The sequence below is a fragment of the Bacillus sanguinis genome, assembly GCF_018332475.1.
Classification (GTDB): Bacteria; Bacillota; Bacilli; order Bacillales; family Bacillaceae_G; genus Bacillus_A; species Bacillus_A sanguinis.
Genome location: NZ_BOQB01000648.1, coordinates 1 through 587 on the forward strand (window position 1 = coordinate 1; position 587 = coordinate 587).

Sequence of the window (587 nt, forward strand, 5' to 3'; positions counted from 1 at the left end):
CGGTTTCGCATCTGGTTTTATACTAGTATCTAGCTTTTGCCCATCACCTTCTTGTACATTAAGTTGCTGTTTATTATCATTTGCTTTCCCCGGTTCTGCAACAGGTCCAACCATATTAGTTGGTAAATCTAACTTTTGTGGAGTTGGTGCATCTGATAATTTGATTTGTGGATCTTTCTTTTCCACCGATACTTCATCAGGTTTATACGTTACTGGCGTAATTGGTGATTTATTATTTCCAATTAAGTCTGCTAAATTAATAGTTGGTTTTTCGCCGGGTTTTTCATCTTTTTTTGCAGGATCAGCGACTAAATTGGGGAACATAGACTGTAAATCGCCCCCTGTAATACGATCATCTTTTTTCTCTTCTGTATTACTTGCTAGTTTTACTTGTTCTTTTCCTGCTGTCTTAAAGCCTTTGTCATACACAAGATATCCTGACGTCCCAAATAAAGCTACTGACATTACTGATATAGCGACTTTTTTCCCTAAGTTATTATTGTTTTCCTCCATGTCCTTTTCCCCTTTTCCTATCTTTATTGAATCCAACCGTTTGTTTTCATTTCTGTTAGTTTTTCTTGCGCAGC

At 36.8% G+C, this 587-nt stretch carries 1 pseudogene; it reads right to left on the bottom strand.

Annotated features, from left to right (window positions below):
- Nucleotides 1-513: pseudogene (locus tag KI369_RS29035) on the bottom strand (hypothetical protein); the annotation flags it as partial.
- Between the last annotated feature and the right edge of the window lie 74 nt (nucleotides 514-587).